At 55.9% G+C, this 24,512-nt stretch carries 22 protein-coding genes and 1 pseudogene; 5 read left to right on the top strand and 18 right to left on the bottom strand.

What is annotated here, in order from left to right:
- Positions 1 to 48: 48 nt before the first annotated feature.
- Both QHL1GM_RS11105 and QHL1GM_RS11100 read right to left on the bottom strand, forming a co-directional pair.
- The gene (locus QHL1GM_RS11105; RefSeq protein WP_071694539.1) at positions 49 to 384 is read right to left on the bottom strand and encodes a type II toxin-antitoxin system HicB family antitoxin; all 336 of its coding nucleotides are present in this window, start codon (positions 382 to 384) and stop codon (positions 49 to 51) included.
- Positions 381 to 641 carry a type II toxin-antitoxin system HicA family toxin gene (locus QHL1GM_RS11100; RefSeq protein ID WP_254795294.1) on the bottom strand — a complete coding sequence of 87 codons (261 nt, stop codon included), beginning with the start codon at positions 639 to 641 and terminating at the stop codon, positions 381 to 383. The genes QHL1GM_RS11105 and QHL1GM_RS11100 overlap by 4 nt, the downstream gene beginning before the upstream one ends.
- Before the next feature lie 385 nt (positions 642 to 1,026).
- Between QHL1GM_RS11100 and QHL1GM_RS19690 the strand changes: the two are divergent.
- Positions 1,027 to 1,173, top strand: a pseudogene (locus tag QHL1GM_RS19690) (IS30 family transposase); the annotation flags it as partial.
- Between the two features lie 175 nt (positions 1,174 to 1,348).
- On the opposite strand, the gene QHL1GM_RS11095 reads toward QHL1GM_RS19690, so the two are convergent.
- The 12 genes from QHL1GM_RS11095 to QHL1GM_RS11040 all read right to left on the bottom strand — a co-directional run bounded on the left by QHL1GM_RS11095 (position 1,349) and on the right by QHL1GM_RS11040 (position 14,017).
- Entirely contained in the window at positions 1,349 to 2,581 is a 1,233-nt protein-coding gene (locus tag QHL1GM_RS11095; RefSeq protein ID WP_071694538.1) for a TauD/TfdA family dioxygenase, read from the bottom strand.
- Between the two features lie 79 nt (positions 2,582 to 2,660).
- Positions 2,661 to 3,629 (bottom strand): GlxA family transcriptional regulator, encoded by a 969-nt coding sequence (locus tag QHL1GM_RS11090; RefSeq protein ID WP_071694537.1) that lies wholly within the window; start codon positions 3,627 to 3,629, stop codon positions 2,661 to 2,663.
- A 241-nt stretch (positions 3,630 to 3,870) separates the two neighbouring features.
- Positions 3,871 to 5,328, bottom strand: a complete 1,458-nt coding sequence (locus QHL1GM_RS11085) for an aldehyde dehydrogenase family protein (RefSeq protein ID WP_071694536.1) — start codon at positions 5,326 to 5,328, stop codon at positions 3,871 to 3,873.
- 15 nt (positions 5,329 to 5,343) lie between these two features.
- Positions 5,344 to 6,069, bottom strand: a complete 726-nt coding sequence (locus QHL1GM_RS11080) for an ABC transporter permease (RefSeq protein ID WP_071694535.1) — start codon at positions 6,067 to 6,069, stop codon at positions 5,344 to 5,346.
- A 1-nt stretch (position 6,070) separates the two neighbouring features.
- Positions 6,071 to 6,778, bottom strand: coding sequence for an ABC transporter permease (locus tag QHL1GM_RS11075; protein WP_071694534.1), 708 nt, complete (start codon positions 6,776 to 6,778; stop codon positions 6,071 to 6,073).
- Positions 6,779 to 6,856: 78 nt separating this feature from the next.
- Positions 6,857 to 7,630: a transporter substrate-binding domain-containing protein gene (locus QHL1GM_RS11070; RefSeq protein WP_071694533.1), complete on the bottom strand. Its 774-nt coding sequence runs from the start codon at positions 7,628 to 7,630 to the stop codon at positions 6,857 to 6,859.
- Between the two features lie 33 nt (positions 7,631 to 7,663).
- A complete protein-coding gene (locus tag QHL1GM_RS11065; protein WP_071694532.1) occupies positions 7,664 to 8,461 on the bottom strand; it encodes an ABC transporter ATP-binding protein in 798 nt (265 codons plus the stop codon).
- Positions 8,458 to 9,669: a pyridoxal phosphate-dependent aminotransferase gene (locus QHL1GM_RS11060; RefSeq protein ID WP_071694531.1), complete on the bottom strand. Its 1,212-nt coding sequence runs from the start codon at positions 9,667 to 9,669 to the stop codon at positions 8,458 to 8,460. The genes QHL1GM_RS11065 and QHL1GM_RS11060 overlap by 4 nt, the downstream gene beginning before the upstream one ends.
- A 60-nt stretch (positions 9,670 to 9,729) precedes the next feature.
- A complete protein-coding gene (locus tag QHL1GM_RS11055; RefSeq protein WP_071694530.1) occupies positions 9,730 to 10,671 on the bottom strand; it encodes a glycine betaine ABC transporter substrate-binding protein in 942 nt (313 codons plus the stop codon).
- A 42-nt stretch (positions 10,672 to 10,713) separates the two neighbouring features.
- Entirely contained in the window at positions 10,714 to 12,318 is a 1,605-nt protein-coding gene (locus QHL1GM_RS11050; protein WP_071694529.1) for a 5-guanidino-2-oxopentanoate decarboxylase, read from the bottom strand.
- A complete protein-coding gene (locus QHL1GM_RS11045) occupies positions 12,315 to 12,902 on the bottom strand; it encodes an HD domain-containing protein (RefSeq protein WP_008957169.1) in 588 nt (195 codons plus the stop codon). The genes QHL1GM_RS11050 and QHL1GM_RS11045 overlap by 4 nt, the downstream gene beginning before the upstream one ends.
- Positions 12,899 to 14,017, bottom strand: coding sequence for a TauD/TfdA family dioxygenase (locus QHL1GM_RS11040; RefSeq protein WP_071694528.1), 1,119 nt, complete (start codon positions 14,015 to 14,017; stop codon positions 12,899 to 12,901). Before QHL1GM_RS11040 ends, QHL1GM_RS11045 begins: the two co-directional genes overlap by 4 nt.
- Positions 14,018 to 14,056: 39 nt before the next feature.
- On the opposite strand from QHL1GM_RS11040, the gene QHL1GM_RS11035 reads away from it, so the two are divergent.
- Positions 14,057 to 15,121: a GlxA family transcriptional regulator gene (locus QHL1GM_RS11035; RefSeq protein WP_083571010.1), complete on the top strand. Its 1,065-nt coding sequence runs from the start codon at positions 14,057 to 14,059 to the stop codon at positions 15,119 to 15,121.
- Positions 15,122 to 15,225: 104 nt separating this feature from the next.
- Here the strand turns inward: QHL1GM_RS11035 and QHL1GM_RS11030 are convergent, their stop codons facing one another.
- Positions 15,226 to 16,500 (bottom strand): O-acetylhomoserine aminocarboxypropyltransferase/cysteine synthase family protein, encoded by a 1,275-nt coding sequence (locus QHL1GM_RS11030; RefSeq protein ID WP_071694527.1) that lies wholly within the window; start codon positions 16,498 to 16,500, stop codon positions 15,226 to 15,228.
- A 304-nt stretch (positions 16,501 to 16,804) separates the two neighbouring features.
- On the opposite strand from QHL1GM_RS11030, the gene QHL1GM_RS11025 reads away from it, so the two are divergent.
- From QHL1GM_RS11025 to QHL1GM_RS11015, 3 genes are read left to right on the top strand one after another with little or no spacing between them, the layout of a single operon-like run.
- Entirely contained in the window at positions 16,805 to 17,614 is an 810-nt protein-coding gene (locus QHL1GM_RS11025; RefSeq protein ID WP_139245611.1) for an IclR family transcriptional regulator, read from the top strand.
- A 6-nt stretch (positions 17,615 to 17,620) separates the two neighbouring features.
- Positions 17,621 to 18,910 carry an FAD-binding oxidoreductase gene (locus tag QHL1GM_RS11020; protein WP_071694525.1) on the top strand — a complete coding sequence of 430 codons (1,290 nt, stop codon included), beginning with the start codon at positions 17,621 to 17,623 and terminating at the stop codon, positions 18,908 to 18,910.
- Positions 18,911 to 18,945: 35 nt separating this feature from the next.
- Positions 18,946 to 20,352, top strand: coding sequence for a Na+/H+ antiporter NhaC family protein (locus QHL1GM_RS11015; protein ID WP_071694524.1), 1,407 nt, complete (start codon positions 18,946 to 18,948; stop codon positions 20,350 to 20,352).
- 67 nt (positions 20,353 to 20,419) lie between these two features.
- Here QHL1GM_RS11015 and QHL1GM_RS11010 read toward each other — a convergent pair whose 3' ends face one another.
- The 3 genes from QHL1GM_RS11010 to QHL1GM_RS11000 form a co-directional block, all read right to left on the bottom strand.
- Positions 20,420 to 21,307, bottom strand: a complete 888-nt coding sequence (locus QHL1GM_RS11010; RefSeq protein WP_071694523.1) for a LysR substrate-binding domain-containing protein — start codon at positions 21,305 to 21,307, stop codon at positions 20,420 to 20,422.
- Positions 21,308 to 21,384: 77 nt separating this feature from the next.
- Complete coding sequence (locus QHL1GM_RS11005; protein WP_083571009.1) at positions 21,385 to 23,238, bottom strand: TRAP transporter permease; 1,854 nt, start codon at positions 23,236 to 23,238, stop codon at positions 21,385 to 21,387.
- A gap of 156 nt (positions 23,239 to 23,394) precedes the next feature.
- Entirely contained in the window at positions 23,395 to 24,390 is a 996-nt protein-coding gene (locus QHL1GM_RS11000; RefSeq protein WP_071694521.1) for a TAXI family TRAP transporter solute-binding subunit, read from the bottom strand.
- Between the last annotated feature and the right edge of the window lie 122 nt (positions 24,391 to 24,512).

Genomic DNA, 24,512 nt, shown 5'->3' with positions numbered 1-24,512 from the left:
CTGATCCGTCCAGCTTTCTGGTGCTAGTAGGCAAAACCGGGGTTGGTATTAGGTATAAATTTCATGTTCGATGGCGGTTGCCACAAACTGGTTTAGACTCTGCCCCCTAGCAGTAGCAGCATCTACTGCATGCTCGTGAATTTCAGCAGGCAGGCGAACCTGGAACTTGCCCGAATAGGACTTGGATGGCTGAATACCGAGGCGCTCGCACTCTTCAAGAAAAATGCGGAGGGATACCCGGCCTTCCTTGCGAAGATCGGAGACACTGTCGGCGTAGAAATCGGCGCCGCCGTTAAGTCCGACGAACTCTCCGCGAAACATTTCAACCTCTGGATCGTATTGAATCACGGCGCGATAGCCGTCGATAGCCATGATGTTGTTCATGGGGCTTCTCCATTCTCTTCTAACCACTTACGGATACTGGCAACGGCACCCTTGTCTGTATCTGGCGATGGGTGCGGACGGTGAAATACGCGCACTTCGCCGAACAGCACAACTGCGATGCGCGAGCCTTCGCGCTCATTAACCCCAGCACCAAGCGCCACGAACAGAGATTCTATGTCACTCCATGCGATGGTGTCTGAAACAGGACGACTAAAGATGGCGGCCAGTGTTTTCGCGTGCTTGCGTTTCAACTTCATTTAGTACTGCTTTTTGGTACTATGAGCTTATTGGAAGAATCTTAGTCGTCACTCAGCATTGCATCAAGTTCTACGCACTGGGTTGAGCTGCAAAGATGGCGTAGAATTTGCTGCCATCTGGATTGAATCGCCCCAGGTTTCGTAGACACCTCCAGGCCTTATACCCTGGGTTCCTTGAATAACCGCAGCGCTTTGGATCACACAGTAGAGGAAGGAGGGCCAGCGCCGGTACCCTCCAATAATCGCTCTGCCGTCGGCACACTAGCCGACCGCAGAGCGATTAAAAATGGTAATAAAGCAGGGTGGTACGACGGTCATTGTGGCGGCAGTGGGATTTAGCGAAAGGCTAAACGAGATCCAGAGGATGCAGCGGCTATACAAGGCCTACGATAATGGGTGAGGGATGTTTAAACACGCCGAGATTACTTAGCGAATTGGTACTGCCATTTACCCCGCTGTTCCCCATAGTCCCTGGCAGCGCGGATCCAATGAAAATAACAATGAGCTTTTTCGCCAATGCATGCCTTTTGGCGTGTTCCCAAAGGGTGCTCGCCATGCCCTGTTCTCACATTTAAGCTAACCATTTTTTAATGACTACCGGCTTTTTAAGGGCATAATGTTGTGTATATGTATGTGCTTCGGGTCAGCTTACATCTTCCATATTGCCTGCACGGCTTCAAAGCGTCTAATGATGCCATTAATTTCATTCAAGCTAATGATGCCTCGGCGGTTACTTTACGCTGTTGGTAGGCACGCTTAATCATACGGTAGCGGGAGCGGATCTCGTCACGCTCCATGTAGCAGCCCTGCAGCCAGCGATGGCCGCTTGTGCCTTCAAAAGCGTCGCGGGCATGGAGCAGCCGTCGGTTGTCAAATATTACTAGGTCGCCCGGCTTGTAGGTGAAACGGATGGCGAATTTGGGATCGTGCAGCATTTTCTGTAGAACCATTAGCGCTTCGTAGGCAGGTTCTACGTCCTCGAAGTCGGTTTGCAACGGTCCACGCAAAAAGTCAGCTATGCGTACCTCACACAGCTCACCGCGCTCATCAATGCGAATTATCGGCGAGTACCAAACGTAATCGGTGGTCTTGGCGGTATTAGCAAAGCACCAGCGCACTCGGGTCAGGGTGGTAAAGACCTGAGGGTGACGCTCGCGGAGTGCCTCGGCCACAGCGAAGCCGTCGAGCATTACGGCCTCGCCACCTTCTACGCTGTTTTCTAAGCAATGCAGCATTTGCATACCCGGCTGGTACTCTCGGGTCGGCAGGTCGACGTGGGGGGGCAGGGCGATGGACGTGTAAGCGTTGGAGTCTGGGTTCGGTTTGGCTTTGACGTTGAATAGCATGCCAAAGTTGGTGGGCCTTACTGGACCGATGCGCCGGGCTATCACTTCGAGTGAGTCGGGCTCGGTGGGTAGGTTGCGCAGGCGTACTAACCCCTTGCCCAGGATGCTTGAAAGAGCAGGAGCGAGAATTGACTCCTCTGCCTCACTACCCGCTTCGGTGTCGAGGAGCCCTGTGGCGTCCAAGCTGTCTGGACCGTCTTCTGTGTCTCTCTTCCACGTCTTTACCGGGACTAACGGTACTTCTGGATCGCCAGTATTGTCGTAGTCGTGGGCTCGAAGCCAGCCGGGGTGGAAGCGCAAGCGCCGTCCTTCAGGAGCAAAGTCTACGCACAGTGCACCGGTTTCATCGATTTCGGCACCGGCAATCTCAGGCCAACTGGGTAAGGTAGAAAGATCGAGTATGCTTTCACGAGTCGCTGGATTAACAGTCGTCTCATCAGCGGCGTTTTCACGCAACCAGATGCTGTGGTAGCGACTCTCACGTCCGTCGCTCCAGGATACCGTCAATACGCGCGGCTTGAAGAATACCTGTTTGAGATTGGCCTCAATGGGCCAAACATCGTAGTCAGGTGTAAGAGGAAGTGCTTGGGACATTTTGGTCTCCTAGGCGATTGGTTATGTCACTTAGGATGCCTGTCAGGGAGATGTAATTCGCGGCAGGATTCGACACTAACTATGCACGATTCGACACTGCTTGCTGACGCAATTGGCTGGGTGTTGAGCCGTAGTGGAGGCGAAAGGCGCGACTGAAGCTCGAAGGGGAAGCAAAGCCACAGGCCAGACTGATGTTCATGATGCTATGTGGCGTTTCACTCAGCAGCCAGTAAGCATGATCTAGGCGCCGAGACAGGTAAGTCTGCTGAGGCGAAATCGCTAAATGACGGGCGAAGAGACGGTCGAGACGTCTCCAGGTAATACCTAGTTCGTTGGCAAGTGAACGGATGCTTAACGGTGACTCCAGGTTGTCATCCATCAAGGTGATGGCCCGTTGAAGCATTGGATCTTGGGGAATCGCTGAATCGCGCTGCCGGCTGGCTGGACGACGCCCCTGCTCGTGGATGAGCTGATCGCGCACTTGTTTGGCGAGCGCGTCACCATGTCGGCGCCGGATCAGGTCAAGACTCATATCGATGGCGGCACTGCCACCAGCACAGGAAAATCCCTCGTCGGTAACCTCGTAAATAGACTCAACGGCATCAACTCGAGGAAAGCGTGTACAGAAGTCAGATAGGCACTCCCAGTGCAGGGTCACCGTTTTATCATCGAGAAGGCCAGCGGCGGCGAGTGCGTAGCAGCCGGTATCTATGCCGCCCAGCACACAACCTTCGTAATTGCGCGCGCGTAACCAATCAATCAGTTCGTCATCAATGGCACGCTCGGGATCAAAACTTGCACAGACCGCCAGACTAGGGACTTGAGAGGTTGTGTGAAGAGAGCCGCTAGCAATCAATGTCATGCCGTTTGAGGCCACAACCGGTTCGCCGTCGCGGCTAATCAAATCCCACTCAAATAGGGGACGTCCGTCGATGCGATTGGCAATACGTAGCGGCTCAATAGCAGAGAAGAAAGCCACCATGGCAAAGCGCGGCAGGAGAAGAAATCCAATGCGCTCGGGGAGAGTGTCAGGGGGTTGGAGTCTCATAGTTGGGAAGAGAATACATGCAGCTGACGTGCTATTAAAGCATTGAGTCCAAACACGTCGGTTCGTTTAGGCATCACGATGAATTCGCTGCGCGATCAGCGTGATGCTCCTATGAATGATTGGGGAGGCCATGGATGGCAAAGGCACTTGGTGTTGGTGACGATGCAGCCTGTGCGTTAGCTCCACACCCATGGTACGGCGCGCATGATGAGACGCTCAATGCCGTGGCTGGGCCCAATTATTAAGCCTTTAAGGGGCGTGTAATGCGCTTGAGTTCAAGGTAAGCGTCCAGGCCCGAATCGCCCAGTTCGCGGCCTATGCCGCTACGCTTCATACCGCCCCAACTCCCCTGGGGCGGCGCTACTTGTTCGCTGTTGCACCAGACATTGCCCACCTCCAGGTGCCGGCCGATGGACTCTGCGCGGTCCGGATTGCCGGCCACCACCGTGGCGGCGAGGCCAAAGTTGCTGTCGTTGGCCAGGGCAATGGCTTCCGCGTCGTTGGCGACGCGGCGTGCACAAAGCACCGGACCAAAAATCTCTTCCTGCCACAGGCGGCTGGTAGTAGGCACCTCGCGGTATAGGAGCGGCGCCACAAAGAAACCATGCTCGGGCAGAGCGAGAGTGGGCGTTTCGCTGTGTAGCCCCTCCTCTTTGGCCAGGGCTAAGTAGTGCTGTACCCGGCTCTGCTGGAGGGCGCTGACCAGTGGGCCCATGTCGGTCTCCGTCGCTAGGGGGTCGCCCAGGCGCAGTTCTGACATGGCGGCGTCGATGGCCGCATATAGCTTGTCCGCCAGGCGCTCATGCACCAGTAGCCGACTGGTGGCTGAACACATCTGGCCAGCGTTATAGCAGATACCGGCCATGACCAAGTCGCGGGCAAGCTCGATATCGGCATCCTCAGTGATCAGAATCGGCGATTTGCCGCCCAGCTCCAGTGAGACCGGTCTTACCCCTTGGGCCGCGGCGCGCATCACTGCTTCACCCACCGCATTGCTGCCGGTGAAGGAGAGCTTGTCGATGCCAGGATGGTGACTCATCGGGGCCCCAATACCCTCGCCGTCACCTTGCAGTAGGTTGAATACCCCCGGTGGCAGGCCTGCCTCCATCACGATTTCTGCCAGTACTTGCTCGGGCAGCGGCGTGACCTCGGAGGGCTTGAACACCACAGTGCAGCCAGCGGCTAGCGCTGGCGCCAGTTTCCAGGCGCTGCTGACCAGCGGGAAGTTCCAGGGGGTTATCAGCCCCACCACGCCGATGGAGTCCCAGTACCGGCGCGCCTCCATGTTGGGCTGGTCGGCGTCTTCAACCGTTCCCTGGCGCTGCCCCAGTATCACGGCGGCCTCGGCATAGTAGCGGTAACAGGCGATAGCGTCGTCCAGGTCTTGGTAGGCTTCAGCCAGGGGTTTGCCGTTGTTATGACTGGAGAGCTCGGCTAGGATCCGGCGGCGGATCTCAAGCCCGCTCGCAATGGCCTCCAGATATTCGCCACGGCAGGTCTCTGGGGTGGCTCGCCAACCGGGCATGGCGCGTCGGGCCGCGGCCACGGCGGCATCGACATCCGCCGGGTCGCCGCAAGTCAGCTCAGCGATGCGTGTTTCGCGATAGGGGTCATATACCGGGCGCCGCGTTTTGCTAAGGCTCGGGACCCAGGCGTTGTCGATGAACTGTTCATTCAGTATGTGTGCTGAAGTGTGCATGTCGTCTTATCCTGTTCAGCGAATAGGCAGCCAGCGGTTTCGAGTTGGCCGCATACCGGGGAAGTTGAGCTCCACAAGGTGTAGCGCCAGGGTTAGCACCACCGTGGTGGCTATATAGATGCCGGCGATCAGCAGCAGTGGTTCGTAGACCAGGAAAGTCTCGTCGCGAATGATATTGGCTGCCTGCAGCAGATCCATCAGGGCGATGGTGGAGACCAGCGGGATCGACTTGAGCAGCAGGATCATCTCCCCGGTGAGGGTCGGCAAGCAGAGCTGGATGGCCCTGGGCAGCCACAGCCTGGTAAGTACCTGGAAACCGGAGAGGCCGAAGGCACGTCCAGCTTCAAGCTCGCCCTGCGGCACGCTCTGCATGGCGCCACGGATCACTTCGCCGGAGTAGGCCCCCACGCTGAGGATGAAGGTCAGGGCGGCGAAGAAGAAAGGGTCGCGCAGAAGTGGCCAAACGATAGTTTCGCGGATGCCTGGTACGCCTTCCATCAGGTGCCCCACGCCGTAGTAGAAGAAAAACAGCTGCACAAGCAGCGGGGTGCCACGCATCACGGTGGTGAAGGCCCAGACCAGCCAGGCGAGTGGTCGTGGGCCGCGCAGTCTGGCTAGCGCCACTAACACGGCAAGGAGCAGTCCGCCCACTGCAGAGACCAGCAGCAGCCACAGCGTATTAACGAAACCTTCCCATAGGTAGCCTAGGTAGAAGGGATCGCTCAGCCAGGAAAAGTCCATGTCAGGCCTCCGTGGGTTGGCCGCGTCGCACATGACGCTCAAGGCGCGCGAACAGCGCCGTGGAACTCAGGGTCATCAACAGGTAGATGACGCCAGCGGCGGCATAGAAGAGGAAGTAGGCGCGGCTGCTAGCGGCCGCCTGCTGAATGGTAAAAAACAATTCGTTGAAGCCGATCACGCTGATTAGGGCGGTGTCCTTGATTAGGATCAGCCACAGGTTGGACATGCCCGGTAGGGCGTTTGGCAGCATCCCTGGTAATACGATGCGATGGAAACGAGCCCAACGCGAGAAGCCAAAGGCGTCGGCGGCTTCCAACTGGCCGCGAGGTATCGCCAGGATGGCGCCGCGGAACACTTCGGTCATATAGGCCCCCTGGACGAAGGCCAACACGCCCACTGCAGTGGCGAAACCAGTGATCTGAACCGCGCCGGCCATGCCTAGATGAGCCAGTAAGGCATCCAGCGCCTGGGCACCAGCATAGTAGAGCAAGAGGATCAGCAGCAGTTCGGGCACCGCCCGAATCAATGTGGAGTAGGCGGTGGCTAGACCGCGCAAAGGCGCCCAGGGGCTGAGCTTGGCGCCGGCACCCAGCAACCCCAGCAGCAGGCCGATGGCATAGGCCAGCATGGCGATCTGCACCGTGGTCAGCGCCCCGCTAAATATGGGGCCGGCCCAGTCGCCGAGCCCCTCAGGTGACATGGCTGTCATGTTCGACTCTTTCTTCGGTCAAAAAGCGAAGCCCCCATTGCTGGTAGCGCCGGGGGGGCGATGACGAGCAGTGGTCGCTTAATCGTAGACACAGACGTCAGTAGTCAGGTACTGCTCGGAAAGGCTGGCACAGGTGCCGTCTTCGATCACCGCGCTGATGGCCTCGTTGAGGGACGTCTGCAGGGCATCGTCCTCCTGGCGCAGACCGATGCCGATACCCTCCCCATAAGCCTCATGGCGGGGAGCGGTGGCCTTGACCTCAAAGTCGTCTGCCTCGTCGCGCTCTAGGAACTGCACCATGGCAATCTCGTCAGCTAGGATTACATCCAGGCGGCCTGAAAGCAGATCATTATTGACCTGTTCCGCTTGATCGTAGAGGCGTATCTCCACGCCGCTATCGCGGAGTTCACGGCGCGCATAAGTGGCATTGGTGGTGGCGCTCTGCACGCCCATTACCAATCCGTCCAGGTCCTCGGGGATATTGATTTCCAGGTCGCTGGCGGCGACATAGGCGCCCGGCGTGAAATAGTAAGGGCGAGTAAAGTCGATGACCCGCTGGCGCTTCTCTGTGATCGACATGGAGTTCATGATCATGTCAATTCGCCCGGCGTCGAGTGAGGGAATGATGCCGCTCCACCCGGTGGGTACGATCTTGCACTCGCGCTCCATGTCCGCGCAGATGGCATGGGCGAGCTCCACTTCGAAGCCGGTCCAATCACCGCTGGCGGCCTTATAGGTGAAAGGCGGGTAAGGCTCCCCGGAGATGCCAACATTGAGGGGCGCGTCGGCCAGGGCGGTATGGCTAAGGCCAAGTGCGGTCACAGCGGTGACAAACATCATCGGGAGTTTCATGGGGTTCTCCTATCATTATAGTGTGTGGAGTGTTTAAGCTGCGGGCGCCATAAACTGGCAGCAGCGGGGGTCATCAAATACGTCTTCCGGCGTGCCCTCAGCGGCGATGCGTCCCTGGTCAAGAAAGACCAACTGGTCGGAGACCTCGCGGGCGAAGTGCATCTCGTGGGTGACCAACAGCATGGTGCGGCCCTCTTCGGCGAGACCTCGAATCACTCCCAATACCTCGTTGACCCGCTCAGGATCCAGCGCCGAGGTGGGTTCGTCGAAGAGCAGTAAACGCGGCTCCATGGCCAAAGCTCGGGCAATTGCCACCCGCTGTTGTTGCCCACCGGAGAGAAAAGCAGGATAGGCGTCGCGTCGGTCGGCCATGCCGACCCGCTCAAGATAGTGCTCGCCCAGGGCAGTGGCCTGCTTACGGGTGATCCCCTTGACCCGAATAGGGGCTTCAATAACATTGCCCAACACGGTCAAGTGGGGCCAAAGATTGAACTGTTGGAAGACCATCGCAACCTTGGCGCGCAACCGTTGCAGCTGGCGCCGATCCAGACCGGTTATGCCGCCCTGGGGATTGCGGGTGAAGCGAATCGCCTCATCCGCAATCGCCAGTTCGCCCTGGTCGGGTCTTTCCAACAGATTCATGCAGCGCAGCAAAGTGCTCTTTCCGGAACCGCTAGCGCCGATGATGGAGGTGACACTGCCTTCGGTTACCTCTAGAGAGACGCCATTGAGTACTTCAAGGTCGCCAAAATGTTTGATGAGTTGGTTGGCCACCACCGCTGGAGCGGAGGCGGAGACGGGGCGAGGTGCGAGCGGGAATGATGATGTCATAGGCAATCGGCCTCCCTAGCCGGGGTTGGTGATAGTTCGGCTCGAACGCGTTCGGCGCATGCCACCAGGCGTAGGCTGGCCGCGGCGAGGCGTGCGGCCTCAATCGTTAGACTGAGACGAACAAAGCCTGCCGCTGAAGGCCCGAAGGCTTCACCAGAGAGAACCGAGATACCCTCCTCGTCGAGTAGGCGATCAGCAAAAGCTTGAGAAGTGAGTCCCGTGGCGCGGATATCTACCATAAGGAACATCCCCGCTGGCGGACGGATAGCGGTCACCGCAGTACTGTCGGCGAGCACCTCGCATACGGCATCACGGCGTGCCCGATAGGCTTCGCGCATCGCGCTCAACTCGGTGGGTGGTGTCTGTAACGCATCGCAGGCGGCGTCTTGAATAAAATCTGGGCAGCCGTAGAGCATGCATAGCGCCAGATGGGTGAGGTGCTGAATCAGTGCTTCAGGTCCTAGTACCCAGCCCAGGCGCCAGCCGGTCATGGCGTGGGATTTGGAGAGGCTGCTGATAACCACGCTGCGCTTGGCCATGTCAGGCAGCGTAGCAGGGCAGTGGTGCTCGCCCTCAAAAATCAACTCGGCGTAGACTTCATCTGAGATCAACCACAGGTCGTGGCGTCTGCACAGCGCGGCAATGGCTTCCCAAGTATCGCCATCAATCAACTGTCCCGTGGGGTTATGGGGACTGTTAAGCAATATCGCCCTAGTGCGCGGTGTGATGGCGGTCGCCAGAGCCGCTGGGTCGAGGCGAAAGTCCTCTTCGGCCTGCAGTGGCACCTGTACGAGCTCGGCACCGGTAGCACACAGCACTGCCTCGTAGGTGACATAGCTCGGCTCGGGCACCAGCACTTCGTCGCCGGGATCTAGCAAACACTGGGCGGCGGCATAGAGTCCGCACTGGGCGCCAGCCATGACAATTATGTTATCTGGTCCTACATCAAGGCCTTGGCGATGGTAGTTGTTGGCGATGGCCTGACGCAGTGCCAGCTTGCCCTGTACATCGGGGTAGTGGGTAGCGCCACCACGCAGGCTGGCCACAGCGCTCTCGATAATCGGCGTTGGGGTGTCGAAATCCGGGTCACCCACCGAGAGTACGGTGACTTCCTCCCCAGCGGCTTGACGGGCTAGGGCGCGATAATGGATATCCCAGGCCGCAGCCCCCTCGCCTGCAATGCGGCTGGTTAGTCGTGAATAGTGCATAGAATGCCTCGCTTTCAGTAATACAGGGGCCGACTTAACGACGCGGCCTGGAATGCCTCCTCATTCCAGGCTAGCGCGAACTGCCGCTATGCCAGGCTTGCCTTCGCGGGTGGTGACACCCTCTAAGAAGGACTCTATCCGCTCAGGGTTGGCCAAGAGCCAATCACGGGCGACGGTCTCCAGTTCGCCCTCTTCAAGGCCGAAGTCGCGGATGAACTCACTCTGCTCGGCGGCGGACAGCTCGTACTGGTCCAACAGTCGAATCATGTTGGGGTTGGCTGCGTGGTAGGCACGAGCAACAATAGTGCGTACATCGCTTTGTCCATTGTTCTCGCCGAACACGCTAGCCGGATCATCCAGGATCTCCATGTCATACGCAGGTGCCATCCAATGCGGCGTCCAGCCGTAAAAAAGGATCCAGCGCTGGTCGCGCTTGGCCGCGTCTACCTCAGCCAGCATGCCTGGCGTTGAAGACTCGCGAAGATTCCACTGGTTGAGCCCGTAGGTATTTGCTTCAACGGCTTCATGAAGGTGGTCACTGACGGTAGATCCGCTTTCGATAGAGTAGATCTCCGCCCCGAAGCGTTCGCGAATCTCGGGATCGGCCAGCTGTTCGGCGTTGGTCACGCCCGCCTCATAGACATAGCCGGGGACCGCGAAGCCCATGCGTGCACCGGTGACGTTGTTGCCAAGGTCAACGATGCTTCCCGCTTCCATGGCTGCGTCGAAGCTCTGCTGTTGGGAGGGTAGCCAACCTGCCAGGAAGGCATCGCTGTCGCCACTTTGCAGCGTCTGGTAGCCCACCGTAGAACTGACCTCCAGAGCTTCAACCCGATAGCCCAAGGGCTCCGCTAACTGGGCGAGGATCTCACTTTTGACGGTTACCCCCGGCCAGGGGGGAGCCACTAGGCGCAGCTCGTCGCTGGCATCCTGTGCTGCCTGGGTGGTGAGCGGTAGTAAACCGGTGAGAGCCAAAGTGGTCAGTAGGGTGGTACTACGCATGTCAGGGTCCTTTTTTGTCGATTAATCGATCTATTATTGCTATTACAAAGCGCTCATTGCGCTCATCCATGCCGCGGCGTCTACCTCGATCAATAGCGGTGAGTCATCGTCGCCCAGTTGCGCGAGTGCCTCACCGAGGGACATGGGGTTGCCCACTGCCCGGTAGCGGCAGGTGTAAGCACTAGCCAGCCCAGCGAAGTCCGGTGCTGTCAAATCGACGCCCAACTGGGGTACCTCGTGCATGGCCATATAGCGGCGAATTTCGTCGTAGCCCTGGTTGTTCCAGATCACCACCGCTACCGGATAAGGGAGATCGCGAGCAGTGCCCAACTCGCCGAGTACAAATTGCAGACCACCGTCGCCCACCAAGGCAACCACTGGGCGTTCAGGGCAGGCTAGGGCAGCCCCGAGGGCGGCGGGCAGACCATAACCCAAGGTGCCGTAGCCAGTGGCAGAGTTAAACCAGCGACGGGGCTCGGGCAAAGAAGCCAGGAAGTTACCGGCATAAACTGGCCCGGTGGAGTCGCCTACCACAATTGCCTCGGGCAGCGTGGCTCTTAAGGTGGCATAGAGCGGTATATAGGGTGCTAACTCGGGATCTTCATTGAGCGCGAGCGCTTGGCGCACCTCGGCGGCGCGGCCGTTAGGGCCATGGCTGTTTGGTAGCGACTGCAACAGCGCGTTCATCGTCTCGCCAGCGTCGGCCACCATGGCTAAATCAGCCCCCTGGTTGCGGCCCAACTGCTGGGGGTCGATATCCACCCGGATTAACCGTCCCTCAAGTTGAAAGCCCTCGTCGAAGACTAGATCGTAGTCGGTCTCGCCCAGCTCGGTGCCCAGCGCCAAGATGACGTCTGCGTCGGCCGCTAGGCGGCGTGCGGCGGGCAGGCTCATGGTCGCACCTAGGTCGAGCGGATGGTCGAGTCCCAGTACGCCCTTAGCGTTGATGGTTGTAAGGGCAGGGGCCTGCAGCCGCTCCACCAAGGCGCGGGCGGCCTCGGGGGCAGCCACGCAACCGCCGCCTAGCAGCAACAGTGGGCGCTTCGCTTGGCTTAACCACTCGGCGGCGCGGGCAATGGCGGCGGGTGCCGGAGCTGGGGGAAACACCTTGGTCGGACGCGGCAATTGCTCAGCAACCGGGGCGACGAACAGATCGATGGGAATCTCGATGTGGACTGGTCCTGGCCGAGCGCCGCGAAAAATTGCAAAGGCGCGTGCCAAGAGTTCTGGCAGTGCTGCTGGATCGTGCAGGGTGTGGCTAAAGACGCTGACACCGGCCAAGGTTTGCTGCTGGTTGGGCAGCTCGTGAAGACGCCCCTGGCCGCGCCCCAGGGTCTCGCGACGGTTGACGCTGGAGATCACCAGCATCGGCACCGAGTCAGCTAGGGCCTGGCCCATGGCTGTGGCGATGTTGGTCATACCGGGACCGGTGATGATAAAGCAGGCTGCAGGACGGCCGCTGGCTCGGGCATAGCCGTCGGCCATAAAGCCTGCGCCCTGTTCGTGGCGTGGGGTGACGTGGCGGATTGGGCTCTCGCCCAAGGCGCGGTAGAGCTCAATCGTATGTACTCCGGGGATACCGAAGACGGTATCTACGTCGTAGGCATCCAAGAGTCGCAGCAGTAACTGGGCGCAGGTCTGACTCATCGTAGCGACTCCTCGGGCAGCGGCGTGGGGAGGCCGCCGCGAGGCGTTCGTCCCAGAACTCTCTCTACCATGGGGACGAAGTACTCCAGGGGCAGGGTGTCATAATCCGGGTCAAAGCTGGCCTGATCCCAGTGGTCGCAGAAACGCACGGTGCGCTCATAGGCCGGGTGGTCGCGATACTGCTCACGAGCGTGTGGATCTTGTCCGAAGAAATGCTGGTAGTGATAGCCCTGAAAAAGTTCATGGTTACGAATCATCCAGACATTGAGTGGATCGACGAAGGGCTCAAGGATGGCCGCGGCAATCTCTGCGTGGTTAGCTGGGGTCAGGTCGTCGCCGATATCATGGAGCAGCGCGCAGACCACCATCTCCTCATCGGCACCATCACGCAGCGCCCGGGTGGCGGTCTGTAGGCTGTGTTCATAGCGATCCACCGGATAGCCGTGGTGGTCGCCGGCCAAATTGTGTAAGTGGGCGAGTACCCGGCGCGGGGTATCGGCGACATAGTCGCGGAAGCGGGCATCAATCAGCACCCAGTCGTCCCGCTGGGCCTCGCCGAAGTAGCGAAATCGAGCTTGATTCATGCAGGTTCTCCTTGGGCCTGGGGATTGGAGAAGGGGTGACGCAATACGCGGCGGCGGCTGGTGGTACTATCGCGATCAACGTAGCCTTGGCGCATATGGCGCACGCCGCCAGCAAGCTGGAAGGCACTGCGTCCGTGCAACAGTCGATAGTTATCTATGATCAGCATCTGGCCCTGGTCGAGTTTGAGGTTCAGGGTCAGTTCTTCGCCAGTGATCAGCTGATAGAAGGCTTTGCGGGCGGCATAGTAAGCTTCCAGTTCTTCTACGGGCAGCGCAGGTATGCCTTCGGTACGGTTGGAATAACGCACCCGAACGGGGTCGCCTCGGCTGTCCAGCTCGATCAGCGGCCCCTCGCTTTCCAGATAAGTATCGGCGTCGCAATAGCGAAAGCTAGGCGTCACCCTAGTGAGGCATTCGTAGGCGCTTGGGTCGCGCTGGCGAAGCAGGTGGGCCGCCATAAAGCCATCGGCTAACGTGCTGTCGCCGCCCTCGGCGGCGTTGGCCAGGCAGTGTAGCCAAATGTAGCCTGGAATAGGGTCCCGGTAGGGGTTGTCCGTATGAGGCTCCAGACCACGCTGGGTCATGGTCAGGTCATAGGCGTTAGCCACCGATTTGACGTCGGCGATGCCGCCCCAGTTGGTGCGCCGTAGCGGCCCAACGCGGTCAATAAGCGGTTGCATACCATCCGCTTCGGCGGGTACTCCGGAGACGATCACGAAACCGTTGCGATGCAGCGCTTCCAACATCTCTAATAACGCTGAGTCGTCTTCAAGAGCAGTGGCGAAGTCCGCTTTTGGGTGTGGCGCCCCCGTGGCATCCCAGAGTTGACGGGGCAAATCGCTGGACTGTTCGTCGAACAATGCCACAAGCTCGAAAGTAGTGTGATGTCCGTCACTGAAACTCAAATTCAGTTGTCCGTCAGCGACCCCGGCAGTCTCGATGGCTAGATCGAGTGGTAGCTCAGCGGCCTCGATTAGGCGTTGACCGGTATAGGGGTCTCTGGTTTTGTCATCGGGACTGCGTTCGCGTAGCCATAGGGCGGTGTATTCGTATCTCTGGCCCTGGTGATCGAGGACTAGGCGTTGGCAATTGGCCTGAGTAATGACCTGTGTCATAGCGGCGCCTCCATAGGTTGTGTTAGGGAAACTGATTCTATGGTAACCGCCTCAATTGGCCCTGACTTGATAGTATTGGCCGCATGCTTGATTATATTAGCCATGAATGACACCACCAACGCCCCATGGCCGTATCCGCGCCCAGATTCGCCGCCCCTTCTGACACCGGAACAGGCAGAACACACCCTCAACGTGTGGCTGGTGCCGCGCTTCTCCATGCTGACCCTTTTCTGTCTACTTGAGCCGCTGCGTGTGGCCAATCGCTTCGGCCGTCACCTCTTTGCTTGGCGGTTGCTCTCCGCGCATGGCGATGCTGTGGTGGCCAGTAACGGGGTGCGCATCGACGTGGACGGAACTTTGGCGTCGCTGGAGGATGCGTCACGCCTGATGGTGGTTTCTTCTTACGAAGCGGAGGCGACGGTGAGTCCTCAGGATCGCGCCGTGCTGAGACGCATTGCCGCTCACGGTGGCTGGCTGGGTGGGCCGGATACGGCGCCCTTCATATTGGCGCGTGCGGGGGTGTTGGCCGGCCATCGTGTGGCCCTGCATTGGGAGAGCGTGCCAGCCTTTCGTCGTGAGTTTCCGATGTTAGAAATTAGCCCAACCCACTACGAGTTCGACGCTATGCGTCTGACTGGCTCCGGTGGGTCGGGGAGCATCGACATGATGCTGGCGTGGATAGAGCATGCCTATGGACCCGCCCTGGCTGATGCCGTGGGACGGCAATTGATTCACCCAAGGCCTCGCGATGACGGCGGCGATACCCCACGCCAACACTTCGGAGAACTTCCGCGCAGCGTGACGCAGACATTGGCGGTGATGGAAGCCAATCTGGTACAGGCGCTACCGATCCCAGAGGTGTGTCGCCTGGTGGGACAGTCTCAGCGGCAGCTGACACGGTTATTCCAGCGCCATTTTGACGAAACCCCTCAGCAGTGTTACCTAGGAATGAGACTGGATCGAGCGCGTCAACTACTTACCGATAGCCGCAGCCTTGTGACCGAAGCAGCTTTGGCCACTGGCTTTAGCCAGCCAGCACATTTTACCCGCGCCTACCGGAAACGCTTCGGTGAAGCGCCCAGCGCCACTGCCAATAAGCGCTAAGGTGCTGGACGAAAACTGTAACTAGAGACGCTCGATCCCTGAGGCATGCGGAAGGGTGAGCTGCTATGGTGGCTTAGTCATAGTCAGGCACCTAAAACGCGCCGCTAGTCTTGTGAAGAGGTTAGCGCCTGATCGATATCCGCCAGCAGATCGTCAATATGCTCGATGCCAATCGACAGGCGCACCATATCTGGGGTAACGCCCGCTGTTTTTAGCTCTTGGTCATTTAGCTGGCGGTGCGTGGTAGATGCCGGAATAGAGGAACAACTCTTGGCATCGCCGATATTCACCAGCCGCAGAATGAGCGACAGCGCATCATAAAAGCGTTCGCCAGCGGCTTGGCCGCCCACAATACCAAAGCTAAGAATGCCCGAGGCATGACCGTGCATATAGCGGTGCGCGAGTGCGTGGTCTGGGTGGCTCTCCAATCCTGCATAGTGCACCCACGCCACCTGGGGATGGCTTTCTAGGTGCTTCGCCACCGTCAGAGCATTAGCGCAAATACGCTCTATCCTCAGTGACAACGTTTCCAGCCCCTGCAGAAGATTCCAGGCCGCCTGAGCAGATAATGCCGCCCCCATATTGCGTAACGGTACTACCCGGGCTCGGGTAATAAATGCTGCATCGCCCACATCGCGGGTATAGCTAACGCCATGATAGGAGACATCCGGCTCGTTCAGCAGCGAGAACCGGCTGGCATGTTCAGCCCAGGGGAATTTTCCAGAATCCACAATGACTCCACCCACCGTGGTGCCGTGGCCGCCGATATACTTGGTCGCCGAATGGACGACAATATCCGCTCCATGCTCAATTGGTCGACATAAAAATGGCGTGGCGGTGGTGTTATCCACTATCACCGGCACTCCGTGACGATGGGCTGCATCGGCAAGCGCACGTAAATCGACGACGCCACCTGAGGGGTTGCCGATACTTTCGCAAAACACTGCTTTAGTGCGTGCATCAATCAGCGCTTCGATGCCCGCAATATCATCTTTATCGGCAAACCGCACCTGAATACCCTGACGCGGCAACGTGTGAGCAAACAGGTTGTAGGTACCGCCATACAGCTCGCTAATCGACACGATGTTATCGCCCGCTTCGGCGATGGTTTGAATAGCATAGGTGATGGCGGCCATCCCCGATGCTACCGCTAGGCCCGCAATGCCGCCTTCCAGTGCAGCCACTCGCTGCTCCAGAACGGCACAGGTAGGGTTCATAATGCGGGAATAGATATTTCCCTCCACTTTCAAATCAAACAGGTCCGCTGCGTGCTGCGCACTGTCAAATGAGAACGAGGTGGTCTGATGAATCGGCACCGCAACGGCATTTTGTGAATCCGGCACGTAGCCATGGTGAAGGGCGATAGTTTCAGGTTTCATAAGGGCGGCTCTTAAAGAAAAAAGTAACTCTGATCTTAGAGAAGTCTAGGTGCGTGGGCCAACGTCGTTTAGTCGGACTCACTCCTCGTAATTAATACTAATTTTGCAATCATTAAGCATTTAGCATCTCCTTCCATATTTAAAAAAACAAAAAAAATCCGCATATTCCTGCCATTGCTTTTCAATTGGAATTATGAGTAGACCTACGGCTGTGGTTGTAGATCAGTCATTAAATGATGTGTCTCATTTAATGAGATGAACTACTAAAATTGTCTTGTTATGTTCTGTCTTACATAAACAAAAAATGACACGCGATATGCCTGTAAACGGTAGCAATACTCATCAGTCCCCAACGACATTAGTTCATGCCATGCAGATATTGCAGATCACGGCGAGTGGCGGGCACCGTGGGGCCAGCATCGACAACTACCTAGACGAGCTAGATTTCAGCCGTCCAACGCTATATCGATTGCTAAAAGGGCTTAAACAGCAAGGGTTTTTGCGTTCTTCACCCATTCGCGGACGTTATTTGCTTGGTTATGAATTGTTGGTGCTTGGTGCACAAGCGGGAAATGGCGCTGGTTTGCGTGATTTAGCCCGGCCAAGATTGCTGGCTTTGGCACAACGCTGGGGAGACAGCTTTTATCTATTTGCTCGCGATGGCGTCAATGCTGTTTGCCTTGAAGTACAGAATGGCGCTTATCCTGTGGGCAGTTTCGTAAGGGCCACAGGTGGGCGTTTGCCACTAGGCGTCGGGCAAGCCTCTGTTGCCTTACTTGCCTACCTAGGCGGTGATGAACGAGACGAAATACTCAACCATAACGCTGAGCGGTTAATGGACGAATACGCAATTGCCATAGCCGATATCGAAGACGAAATTTCTCACCAACTGAAGCATGGCTATTCCCGCGGTGTGGAGGGCTCCTTGCTGCCCGAATACTGCGGCTTGGCTATTCCCATCCTCGATCATAGTGGCCACCCCCTGGGAGCCATGAGTTGTTCAATGCTCAAGTCTCGAATGACGACGGATCATAAATTGGATGTGCTCCAAGGCATGCAGGAAGAAGTTGCCACCATGGTCAATAAAGCCCATGGCCTGTTGTATTTGGATTAAATCACCATGACACAAACTACGCATCCTTCCCATCAGCGCTCTTGCGGCTGGAATGCTTGGCTACCCGAGCGCAAGGTACGGCCAGCTTTAAGTGGTCGATCAGAGGTAGATGTCGTCATCATCGGGGCGGGTTATACCGGCTTTGCGGCAGCCACCGCCTGGCGGCAGGCACGCCCCGAGGACCGCATCAAAATTCTCGAAGCCGACCGGGTCGGCGAAGGTAGCCCAGGACGTAACTCCGGTTTCATGCTGGAGATTGCCTTAGCTAACGATGCCCGACCCCAAGAGCTGGAGCGCATGGGCAAGCTGAATGCAGTGAGCCGCCGGACCATGGCGCTCCTGCGCGAGCGTGTTGAACGTTTAGGTATCGACTGCCAACTGAAGCATAGCGGCACTTACAGGGCTGCCAAGAGCGCAGTGGGTCAGCGTGCTTTGAAACAGTACGAAAGCTTTCTTGAGGCTGCAGGTCTGTCCTATCAAACCTTGAATGGCGACCAACTCGCTGAGCGAATCGGTACGAACTACTACGCGCAAGGCATTTATTCGCCGGACTGTTATCTAGTCCAGCCAGCAGCGTTAATCGTAGGTTTGGCTGATTCAATGGACGCGGGGATAGAACTGCATGAGAACTCGCCAGCAATCCAGATCGTTCCTGATGGTAGGAGGTGGCGTGTTATCACACCTGAAGGGGAGGTGGTGACAGGGCGAGTAATTCTTGCCAATAACGCCTTTTCCCGAGCCTTTGGTGCAGACCCATCACGGTTAACTGCGATCTACACCTATGCCGCAATTACCGAACCATTGGCGGAGCCGGAGCGTCAACGCATCGCCGCGGCAACTTGGGGGCTGCTACCCGCCCATCGGTTGGGCTGTACGCTGCGTACTACGGCCGATGGGCGTTTGATGATTCGCTCACGTTACAGCTATGAACGCGAAGCCGATAACGCCCGTATCGAAAACCAATTGAAAGCGAGCCTTGAGGCGCGCTATCCCGAACTCACCCCCGTGCGCTTCGATAAGGTATGGGGGGGGACCACCGGGCTGACCTATAACGGTGCTCCCCTCTGGGGTGAGATCCAGCCCGGATTGTATGTGTCTGCGGGCTGTAATGGCGGCGGTATCGTTAAAGGTACCTTCCTAGGTGATGCATTGGCGCGACACGCGCTGGGGCAGCCGGTTGAAGATATTGCATCGTTGTTTGGCAAAGCGAGCTGGATGCCACCTGATCCCATTCGCCGATTTGGTTTCTACCTGACCAGCGAAGTGGAGCGCCGTAAGGCAAAACACGAAACCTGATTCTCCAACCTTCATTATAAAAAAGAGAGATTACAATGGATCCTCAAGATCATATTGGGTTGTTGTCCATCATGCCGGCGGCATTAGCTATAGTGCTGGCATTTGTTACTCGCAATACCGTCTTCTCGCTGGCCGTTGCCTGCTTTGTGGGGGTCATTACCCTAGGCAATGGATTGATGGGCTTTCCAACACTATTAAAGGAAACCCTGGGCACCACCAGTTTCTCTTGGATACTGCTGCTGGAACTGTTCATCGGTACGGTGATCGCTTTTTTCCAGCGCACTGGGGCGATTCAGAACTTTACCGCCTGGGTGGAACGACGCGCCTTATCGCGAGTGCGGGTACAGCTGATCGCCTGGGTCATGGGCATGTTTGTTTTCTTTAGTGATTACTTTAGTCCTCTATTTGTTGGTAGTACGATGCGTGGGCTGACAGATCGATACCGAGTTTCACGCGAGAAACTCGCTTACATCGCCGACTCTACCTCGGCCCCAGTGAGCGTCATGGTTCCAATTACCGGCTGGGCGGTCTTCATTTCTGGCCTGTTGATTGGTATGGGCCCTATCGAGAATGCTGCACAGGCAATGGGCGTCTTTCTTAATGCGATACCATTTAATCTCTATGCTTGGCTCTCTGTGCTGGTAGTGGGGTTAGTGATTGTTGGGGTCATTCCGCTTTTTGGTCCTATGCGTGAAGCAGAGCGCCGGGCGCAGGAAGAGGGCAAGGTATTGCGTGACGGGGCGGAGCCGTTGGTGGGGGAAGAGCTGACTGAAATTCCTCCCTATGAAGGCGCTCGTACCAACCTTTTTTGGAATTTTTTTGCACCTGTACTGGTGGTGATCGGTGTCGCCGTGGGCACCTTCATTGTCATGGACTCGGCCAAGACCATGGAGGCTTTTCTGGCTGCTTCCGTGTTTCTAGGTATCGTGATGCGCTTGCAGGGCATTCCCTTCAACGACATCATGAAAACTTCGCTTGCCGGGATGAAGGGGGTAATGCCCGCCATCATCATCCTGGCTTTAGCCTACTCGCTGAACCAGCTTTCCAAAGACATGGGCACGGCCAACTATATCGTCGAAGCCACCGCAGGTTGGCTAACACCTGCTTTGCTTCCGGCCATGACGTTTCTTATTGCAGCTGTTATCGCCTTTTCCACCGGCACATCATGGGGCACCTTCGCGATTATGATGCCACTGGCGGTGCCGCTCGCCTTCAACTTTAGCGGCGATATGATTACTCCACTGGTTTACGCTTCTGTCGCGGCAGTGGCTGGTGGGGGTGTATTTGGTGACCACTGCTCTCCACTGTCGGATACATCTGTACTTGCCTCGACAGGCGCCGCCTCTGACCATATCGACCATATCAAAACGCAAATTCCCTTTGCGCTCGCCGTTGCTATGGTTTCCTTGGCCGCTTATTTGTTACTTGGCTTCATGCTGTAAGCGATAAGCCCTGTGACAACCGACAGAAGTCGTTATTGCAGGGCTTAAATTGGGAAGGGCATGTTTATTAATCACTAAATTGAGTAATATGCTCTACAAAGCGTCGCACCTTGGCGAGCTCCCCTAAGTGCTCTGGATAAACGAGATAATAAGCACTCTCGCTGAGCAACCTATATGGCCAAGCCAGCGTTAGTCGGCCACCTTCCAGCTCTTCATCGACGGTAAAGTGAGGGACCAACGCGACGCCACCGCCTGCCATTGCCGTTCGCACTAGCATAGGAAAAGTCTCGAAGCGAGTGCCATGATAGCTACGGTCAGTGATGATCTCTTGGTTTGCAAACCAGTGGTGCCAAGCGTCAGGTCGGGTCGAAAGATGGAGTAGAGGTAATTGAGTTAAATCAGCCACCGAATTAATGGGGTGTTGAGCCAGTAATTCTGGAGATGCAACCGCGACCATATCCTCGTCAATGAGCTTATGACACGCAAGGCTTGGCCAACTTCCATGCCCATAAAACAGTGCGATATCTATATCTTGTTGTTCAAGATCAAAATCCTTTACCCGGTCATGAAACTCCAAGCTAATGCCTGGATTGTCCGCTAGAAACGCAGGCAATTTATTAGCCAGCCAACGGCTACCGAAGCTCGGTAACGTTGCGATTTTAAGGACCTCGCTATTTCCGCTGTAGGTCATTATCGCTTGAGTCGACATTTCAATTTGAGTGAGTACTTTACGCACGTCACTTAAAAAGATGGCGCCTTCTGGGGTAAGCAGCAGGCTACGTCGCACGCGACGAAATAGCTTATGTTGCAAGGTAGTTTCGAGGTGAGCGACTTGTTTGCTGACAGCACTTTGCGTGAGGTTTAGCTCGTCCGCGGCCCGAGTAAAACTCATATGACGTGCTGCCGCTTCAAAGCACTGCATAGCCGCGGTAGATGGAAGGTTGCGTGATGCCAAACCAGGCGCTCCTGATAACCTAAAAGCCGCCCCGGAGACTAAGCGCCGGGGGGAAGCTAGGCTTTTAAAATGGTTCATTAGGCGAGCGACGCTGCTTCCTGAAATTTGTCAGGTCGGCGTGATTGGAGCCAGCCAACCAATCCCATGGCTAATAAGCCCAAGCCGCTGGTTAGCAACTCAGGAACCACCATAGCAAGCCCAGCTCCGAACAGTACCAGACGCTCCCAAAAGAGTGAATCGCGTACAAAGTAACCCAGTAGCGCGCTGCTTACTCCCATAATCCCTGCAAGTGAAAAGAACAATGCGCTTAAAAGCCCTAGCGGCGTAGGTTCAACCATTACCAGCATGGGATTATAAATGAAGGCGTAAGGAATAATGAACGCACCAATCGCCAATTTAACTGCAGTGAAACCGGTCTTCATCGGGTTGGCTTGCGCAATGCCTGCGCCGGCAAACGCTGCTAAACAAACAGGGGGCGTAATATCGGCAATAATGCCGAAATAAAAGACAAACAAATGCACCGCCATTGGCGGAAGGCCAAACTCATTAATAAGCGCCGGTGCAGCAATCGTAGCGGTGACCACATAGTTTGCCGTTGTGGGTAATCCCATGCCTAGAACAATACAGGCAATCATCGTGAATAAGAGCGCAAGTATCAAAACGCCATCAGCCAAGCTAATAATCCCGGCGGCAAATTTTGATCCCATACCTGTCATGCCTACCACGCCAGCGATAATGCCTGCGCAAGCCACAGCTGCGATCACTGGCAGTGCCACACGCGCACCTTTTTCGAAGATAACTAATATATCTTTTAATGAGGGGCGTGTTTCTTTGCGCGCCAAACTGACAGCAAAAGCACATGCTATCCCCAGTAGCGCTGCTCGTTGTGCTGTAAAACCAACGCTAATCGTCGTAATAATGACGAGCAAAGGCAACAGCATGTAGCCTTTTGACAGTATGAGCTTACGTTTGCTGGGCAGTTGATCTTTAGGCAGGCCTAGAATGCGATGGCGCTTGGCTTCGAAATGAACTCCGATAAAAATACTAGCGAAATAGAGGATGGCGGGAATCAGAGCCGAAAACATGATTTCACGGTAAGAAACGCCTACATACTCCACCATTATGAACGCCGCCGCGCCCATTAAGGGTGGCATGATTTGCCCCCCCGTAGAGGCTGAAGCTTCGACTGCTCCCGCTACCTCGGGTTTAAAACGGGCATTTTTCATCATGGGTATGGTGAAAGAGCCAGACGCTACGGTGTTGCCAATAGAGCTCCCCGAAATCATTCCCTGCAAAGAGCTTGCTATAACGGCTGCTTTGCCGGCGCCGCCGGTAAAGCGCCCGGTTAACGCAAAAGCTAAGTCATTAAAGAATCGACCTACTCCGGTATGCATCAGGACAACGCCGAAAAACAAAAACAAGAAGATAAAGCGCGCTGATATTTGCAGAGGCGTACCAAAAACGCCGCTTTCTCTGAACCATAAGTAGGGAGACACCTGCTCAAGAGAGAAGCCTGGATGAGAAAGCAAAGGGCTTGGGATTAAATTGCCAAACAGCGCATAGAGTATTGCCAACGTGGCCATGACAACGATTGGCATACCTACAGTACGGCGAGTCGCTTCTAGTACAAACAGCACGCCGAGTGCCGCAAGCGTTAGATCAAAGGCTGAATAGCCCGTGATTCTTGCACGAAGTACTTCTTCGTAAAATAGTATCTTATAGTAGGCGGCAAAGGTTGCGGCGAATGCGAGTAGTACGTCATACCACGGCACTCCATTACGCCTGCCCGCGCCGCGCGTTGCAGGGAATAGAATAAAGATCATCCCCAAAGCAATGCCTAAGTGAACAGCGCCTTGCTGCTGCGACGGTAGCGTACCAAAATAAGCGGTATAGAGATGAAAGCATGTCAGGGATACGCCCAGTAGGGTGATCAGCCATCCCCACTTACCTAGTTGTAGTGCCGAACGTATTTGTGACTCACGATCATACTTTTTTAAAAGCGTCGCTTCGTCAGGAGTTTTTTTTTATCCACGATAAAACCTCATACTTATAACGCCGCTGGCTTAGCCAGCGGCGAAAACGGAATATCAATCGGTTAGATCACTTAGGCTGTCAATGTTGGAGCGTTCACGAGTGATAATCTGAATGACTTCAGGGTAGATGTGTCCGATAAATGCGACGTTATCAATAGCACCGCTGTCGAACTCTCCGCTTCCCGCAATGGCATCTTGCGCCGGTGCGTGCACGGTCATCCCGAGATCCATATTGTTATCACGGATGCTCACTAAGTTTTCGATTGAGGCGCCAGTTTCAATATTCGTAAAATTTTGATTTTCTAGGTAGCGGTTCCAGATAGTGGCCATCTCGCCGCCCAGCGGGTAGTAAGTGCCACCTTGGCTGCCGGTGCCTAAAATAAATTCTTCTTTGGCTTCGGTATCGCCAAGCTCAGCAACAGGGTTGTCTACGGTGAGGCCTTGCTCTTCATAATACTTTTTAGCACCAGGGTGAATGGGCAAACCTTCTGAACCATTCAGTGCATTTTCAAGGGTAATAAACGAAGATTGAGAGTGCGTGTTTTCTTCAGCATGTTCATGCATTAAACGCGCTAGTTCATAACCTAGGTCTTCATCAATGGTATTTGTATTGCCAACTAAAATGGCGTAAGCAGTAATAGTACTTACGTCCTCATTTTGAAAAGCATAGCTATTAGCAGGAATAGTAAAGCGCTGATAGGCACTATTCTCTTCAATATAATCAATAGCGTCATCGCTTAAACTAATCAGGCGTGCATCGCCACTAGTAGCTTGTAGGTTCTCAATGCTACCAGAAGGTAAGCCAAGAATACCGATGGAAATATCGATGTTGCCATCTTGTACGCCATCGAGTGCAGCACCAAAACCTTCCTGGTAGGTATTGTACTTATCGCTATCAATACCGTAGGCATCAAAAAGTAGTTGGGAAACGCTTTGAGTGGTACTGGCCGGGGGGCCAATGGCGATATTTGGTTTGCTCTCGCCACCACAGCCCGCCAACAGAAGAGTAGCGCCAACGCCACATAGCACTTTAGAGGGAATGTTTTTCATATTGACTCCTGCTAATTAAGTTATTTTTAATTAAATTATGCTTAGCAATTTTCGCAATCCGACCGTCTGGGGATCAATCAGTGAAAAAGGCCGCGAAAAAGGTAGCTGGCTATTGTTCACGT

The organism is Halomonas sp. QHL1, assembly GCF_001882345.1.
GTDB lineage: Bacteria > Pseudomonadota > Gammaproteobacteria > Pseudomonadales > Halomonadaceae > Vreelandella.
Note: the sequence above shows the minus strand (reverse complement) of the source record. Positions and strands in the feature narration are given on the sequence as shown.

Excerpts from the sequence above, each read along its gene's own strand:
- QHL1GM_RS11105 (WP_071694539.1), bottom strand. The coding sequence starts at position 384 with ATGAACAACATCATGGCTATCGACGGCTATCGCGCCGTGATTCAATAC.
- QHL1GM_RS11100 (WP_254795294.1), bottom strand. The coding sequence starts at position 641 with ATGAAGTTGAAACGCAAGCACGCGAAAACACTGGCCGCCATCTTTAGT.
- QHL1GM_RS11095 (WP_071694538.1), bottom strand. The coding sequence starts at position 2,581 with ATGTCCCAAGCACTTCCTCTTACACCTGACTACGATGTTTGGCCCATT.
- QHL1GM_RS11090 (WP_071694537.1), bottom strand. The coding sequence starts at position 3,629 with ATGAGACTCCAACCCCCTGACACTCTCCCCGAGCGCATTGGATTTCTT.
- QHL1GM_RS11085 (WP_071694536.1), bottom strand. The coding sequence starts at position 5,328 with ATGCACACTTCAGCACACATACTGAATGAACAGTTCATCGACAACGCC.
- QHL1GM_RS11080 (WP_071694535.1), bottom strand. The coding sequence starts at position 6,069 with ATGGACTTTTCCTGGCTGAGCGATCCCTTCTACCTAGGCTACCTATGG.
- QHL1GM_RS11075 (WP_071694534.1), bottom strand. The coding sequence starts at position 6,778 with ATGACAGCCATGTCACCTGAGGGGCTCGGCGACTGGGCCGGCCCCATA.
- QHL1GM_RS11070 (WP_071694533.1), bottom strand. The coding sequence starts at position 7,630 with ATGAAACTCCCGATGATGTTTGTCACCGCTGTGACCGCACTTGGCCTT.
- QHL1GM_RS11065 (WP_071694532.1), bottom strand. The coding sequence starts at position 8,461 with ATGACATCATCATTCCCGCTCGCACCTCGCCCCGTCTCCGCCTCCGCT.
- QHL1GM_RS11060 (WP_071694531.1), bottom strand. The coding sequence starts at position 9,669 with ATGCACTATTCACGACTAACCAGCCGCATTGCAGGCGAGGGGGCTGCG.
- QHL1GM_RS11055 (WP_071694530.1), bottom strand. The coding sequence starts at position 10,671 with ATGCGTAGTACCACCCTACTGACCACTTTGGCTCTCACCGGTTTACTA.
- QHL1GM_RS11050 (WP_071694529.1), bottom strand. The coding sequence starts at position 12,318 with ATGAGTCAGACCTGCGCCCAGTTACTGCTGCGACTCTTGGATGCCTAC.
- QHL1GM_RS11045 (WP_008957169.1), bottom strand. The coding sequence starts at position 12,902 with ATGAATCAAGCTCGATTTCGCTACTTCGGCGAGGCCCAGCGGGACGAC.
- QHL1GM_RS11040 (WP_071694528.1), bottom strand. The coding sequence starts at position 14,017 with ATGACACAGGTCATTACTCAGGCCAATTGCCAACGCCTAGTCCTCGAT.
- QHL1GM_RS11035 (WP_083571010.1), top strand. The coding sequence starts at position 14,057 with ATGGTAACCGCCTCAATTGGCCCTGACTTGATAGTATTGGCCGCATGC.
- QHL1GM_RS11030 (WP_071694527.1), bottom strand. The coding sequence starts at position 16,500 with ATGAAACCTGAAACTATCGCCCTTCACCATGGCTACGTGCCGGATTCA.
- QHL1GM_RS11025 (WP_139245611.1), top strand. The coding sequence starts at position 16,805 with ATGACACGCGATATGCCTGTAAACGGTAGCAATACTCATCAGTCCCCA.
- QHL1GM_RS11020 (WP_071694525.1), top strand. The coding sequence starts at position 17,621 with ATGACACAAACTACGCATCCTTCCCATCAGCGCTCTTGCGGCTGGAAT.
- QHL1GM_RS11015 (WP_071694524.1), top strand. The coding sequence starts at position 18,946 with ATGGATCCTCAAGATCATATTGGGTTGTTGTCCATCATGCCGGCGGCA.
- QHL1GM_RS11000 (WP_071694521.1), bottom strand. The coding sequence starts at position 24,390 with ATGAAAAACATTCCCTCTAAAGTGCTATGTGGCGTTGGCGCTACTCTT.